The organism is Micromonospora sp. NPDC023814, assembly GCF_040639595.1.
GTDB lineage: Bacteria > Actinomycetota > Actinomycetes > Mycobacteriales > Micromonosporaceae > Micromonospora.
In genome coordinates, this window is the sequence record NZ_JBFAAF010000179.1 from 1 (window position 1) to 3,842 (window position 3,842).

Below are 3,842 nucleotides of genomic sequence, written 5' to 3' on the forward strand. Positions count from 1 at the left end.
GATCCCGACGTGGTGTCACGCACACGTCGGTGAAGGTAGGGCGACGCTTCGGTACCCGGCTGAGAGCCGACCGGTCCCGCCGGCCTCGTACGCGCCTGCCGCCCCTCGCTCCAAACCGACGACGACGGCGGTTCAATCCACGCGAGCAACACCGTTGTCGCGGCGTCGCCTCCGACCGCCGGCCGCGAGCCGGCCTGCCCACCCGGCCCACCCCCCCGACCGGCCGCCGGTATGAGGGTCCGCCACGGGAAGGCGACCATCGCCTGCCGGCCATCGGGCCATTGCACCCACACCCTCAACGGGGTGTACCAGTACTCCACCGCACCCTGGGCGGGTTTCCCCCCACGCCGCTGGCCCACAGATACATGGCGCCCGGCGACACTCAACTGACCGTTGGCTTTCACTGTGCCGGTGCCGTGCGTGGCCTGCGGGTCTACGCCCTCACCCCAGTTGTCCACCACCGACGGCCTGCTCAGGGTCGGCTGCGGGTAGGTGACCATCACCTGCCGGAGCGGGCCAGAATCGTCGGGCTGCTGCCACTGCACCCACACCGTCGACTCGGTGTACCAGTACGACACCTCGCCCGCGGTGGACTCCTTCTTCTCCCCGTGCACCATGCCCACAGATACTCTGTGCCCGGCGACGTTCAACGCACCGTTGGCTGTCACTGTGCCGGTGCCGGGCACGGCCTGCGGGTCTACGCCTTCCTCATTCCAGCCCTCCTGTAGCTCCGGCTTGGCGAAGGCCGGCCGCGGGTAGGCGACCATCACCTTCCGGGCAGGGGCGGGCTCCTGCCATTTCACCCACACCCTCGACGGGGTGTACCAGTACTCCACCTTGCCCTGGGCGGGTTTCCCCCCGCGCCGCTTGCCCACAGATACTCTGTGCCCGGCGACACTCAACGCACCGTGGGCTGTCACTGTGCCGGTGCCGTGCGTGGCCTGCGGGTCTCGGTCCTGCGGCCAGCCGTCCACCGCCGACGGGGCGGTGAAGGTCGGCCGCGGGTAGGTGACCATCTTCTTCCCGTCATCAGGCCATTGCACCCACACCGTCGACTCGGTGTACCAGTACGACACCTCGCCCGCGGTGGATACCTTCTCCTCCCCGCGCAGCCCGCCCACAGGTACTTTGTGCCCGGCGACACTCAACTGACCGCTGGTTCTCACTGTGCCGGTGCTGGGCACGGCCTGGGGGTCTTTGCCGCCCTCACCCCAGCCGTCCACCACTACTGCCCGTTGCGGCGAACCAGCAGCCTCAGCGACACCGGCCGACCCTCCCGGACCCCTCTGGTCTACATCCCCCAGCCCCAACTGGCCCGGCCCCATCTCGGCTAGCCCCATCTGGCTCGGCTCCATCTCGGCTAGCCCCATCGGGGCCGGCTCCGTCTGGGCCGGTGGCATCGGAGCCGGTGGCATCGGGGCCGGCGGTATCTGGTCCGGTTGGTGCCACTGCGGGTGGGGGTTCCCGGTGGCGTCTACCCCCAGAAACATGGCGTCAGGCTGACCGGCTGGCCCAGCCAGCCCGGCGAGGTCTGACCCCCATACAGCTGGATTAGCTGGATTAGGCAGCCCGCCGGGATTTCCCGGCCAGTGAGGACCGGCTCCTTCCTGGTCGAATTGGTACGGTCCCAGTTGGTTGGCGGGTGCCACCGCGTCCATCTGCCCCAGCAGCGGCCAGTCCAGCTCCATCTGGTCCGGCAGCATCTGGGCCGGCGGCATCTGCCCCAGCAGCATCGGGTACAGGTCCATCTGGTCCGGTGGTATCTGGTCCGGTTGGTGCCACTGCAGGGGAGGATTCCCGTTGGCGTCTAACCCCAGGAACCTGCCGTCAAGCTGGGCGGCTGGCCCACCCTGCCCGACGAGGTCTGGCCCACCCCATAGACCATCTGGATCAGGCGGCGCGACCCCTGGCCAGTTGTGGAAACCATCCGGCACGGGCGGCTCATAACCGCCTCCTGCGTCCTCGAATGGGTACGGTCCCAGTGGGTCGGCGGGTGCCACCGCGTTCATCTGCCCCAGCAGCGACGGCCAGTCCAGCTCCATCGGGGCCGGCGGCATGTGGGCCGGCAGCATCTGGTCCAGCTCCATCTGGTCCATCTGGTCTGGTGGTATCTGGTCTGGTTGGGGCCACTGCAGGGGAGGAATCCTGTTGGCGTTTACCCCCAGGAACCTGTCGTCGTCAGGCTGAACGGCTGGCCCACCCGGCCTGGCGAGGTCCGGCCCCCATACAGCTGGGTCAAGCTGCCGGCCGGGATCTCCCCCTGGCCGGATGTGAGAGCCATCCCGCGCGGGCGGCTGATAATCGCCTCCTGCACCGTCGAATCCGTAAGCCCCCCCACCCAGTCCCGCAGGCAACGACAGCCTCCAGGGATCCGGATCAAGACGAACCGACCACTCCGGGCCCTGTCCCGACGGATTACGCCCCGGCGACGCCGCATCCCTGTCGTCTTCCACCAACCCATCATCACCGACGTGCTCAGCCCCGAGCAGATCGACCAACCTGTCGCCGTCTCCACCGCGATCCTGACGAAGCTGTCCGAGAGGCCACAGCCACCGGGCTTGCCACCCGCGGGGGAGCCGAACACCTGGGACAACTGGGCCCGCGCCGGCAGCCCGCAGCACCCCGGGCAGCCGCCGGCGCGGTGGCCGGCCCGGCTGACCCTCGTCGACGGCGAGCAGGTCGAGCTGCACGGGCTCACGGGTGAAGAGGTCCCCGAGCAGGGTCATGGCGGGTAGACATCGGTGGCCGCCGCCGGTGGTCACCCTCGTGACCGGTCATCGTGGTGACCGGTCGGTGGTCATCTGGTGACCGGGGCCGATGGTCACGTCGGTGACCGGGGTGGTCGTGGGGATGACCGCCGGTCGTGGTGATGACCGCGCGGCAGTCACGGTGACCGGCGGCCCGGTCGTGGGGATGACCGGTCAGGGGAGCCAGGTGGTAAAGCGGCGGGCGATGTCGTACAGCTTGGTCACGGCGTCCGGGGCGAGGACGGTCGTCTGCCGGCGGAGCCAGCGGGCGAGTTTGGACGCGGCGACGACGGTCACGCCCTGGGCCTCCCGGACTGGCAGGGTGCGGTAATCCGACTGTCCTGTATTCCCTGTCCGCTGATCACAGTGTGTTGCGGCTAGGGCTGTAGCGGTTCCAGGTTCCACCGGCAGCGGCGTGGTGGCGTTGGGTGGTGGTGTGGTGGAAGCCGAGGGCCTGGGCGACGATCGGTGCCGGGGATTGGAGGACGAGTTGGTGCAGTGCGGCCAGGCGGCCGGGAACGGTGGGGACGCCGAGGTCGCGGATGAGTGGGGCGATCGTGCGGGTGGTCAACGGTTGGCCGGCGCGGCGGCCGGGGTGACGACAAGCCGATCAGTGAACCGCAGCGTCAAACGCCGCCCGGCTCCAGCCGCCCGCCGCCGGTGGCCTGAGCTGTGTCAAGGATCTTGGACAGGTCTTCGTGGATTTGCTGGTCAGGCTGCTATCAGGGTCTGGTGTTCGGTGAGGGCTTCGGCGGGGGTGCGGTAGTCGAGGGCTGAGTGCAGTCGTTGCCGGTTGTAGAACACTTCGATGTACTCGGCGACGGCGAATCGGGCGCGGGCGCGGGTGTCGAAGCGCTGCCGGTGATACATCTCGTTCTTGAGGGTGGCGAAGAACGATTCGGCGGCGGCGTTGTCCCAGCACACACCGGTACGGCCCACGCTCGTGCGTATCCGGGTTCGCACGCAGTAACGGGCGAACTCGGCGGAGGTGTACTGGGCGGGTGACTGGTCAGGTGCTCGTCGGCGGGTCGGCTTGACCTGGGGCGTTCGGGTTGGATCATGGTTGGGTGTGCGGAACGCCGTCGATCGTGGAGC

5 protein-coding genes are annotated in these 3,842 nt (G+C 68.9%); 1 reads left to right on the forward strand and 4 read right to left on the reverse strand.

Translation table 11 applies throughout. The features are described 5' to 3' along the window. A partial coding sequence (locus tag AB0G14_RS35040; protein WP_357704996.1) for a hypothetical protein occupies positions 1-1,370 on the reverse strand: 1,370 nt, incomplete at its 3' end. Between the two features lie 1,101 nt (positions 1,371-2,471). On the opposite strand from AB0G14_RS35040, the gene AB0G14_RS35045 reads away from it, so the two are divergent. Beyond that, positions 2,472-2,735, forward strand: coding sequence for a hypothetical protein (locus tag AB0G14_RS35045; RefSeq protein ID WP_357704998.1), 264 nt, complete (start codon positions 2,472-2,474; stop codon positions 2,733-2,735). 186 nt (positions 2,736-2,921) lie between these two features. On the opposite strand, the gene AB0G14_RS35050 is transcribed toward AB0G14_RS35045, so the two are convergent. From AB0G14_RS35050 to AB0G14_RS35060, 3 genes are all read right to left on the reverse strand, one after another. Then, positions 2,922-3,044 carry a hypothetical protein gene (locus tag AB0G14_RS35050; protein ID WP_357705001.1) on the reverse strand — a complete coding sequence of 41 codons (123 nt, stop codon included), beginning with the start codon at positions 3,042-3,044 and terminating at the stop codon, positions 2,922-2,924. Between the two features lie 64 nt (positions 3,045-3,108). Further along, on the reverse strand, positions 3,109-3,318 hold the full coding sequence (locus tag AB0G14_RS35055) for a hypothetical protein (RefSeq protein WP_357705003.1): 210 nt from the start codon (positions 3,316-3,318) through the stop codon (positions 3,109-3,111). A 140-nt stretch (positions 3,319-3,458) separates the two neighbouring features. Continuing rightward, the coding region (locus AB0G14_RS35060; RefSeq protein WP_357705005.1) for an integrase core domain-containing protein at positions 3,459-3,842 on the reverse strand (384 nt) is incomplete at its 5' end.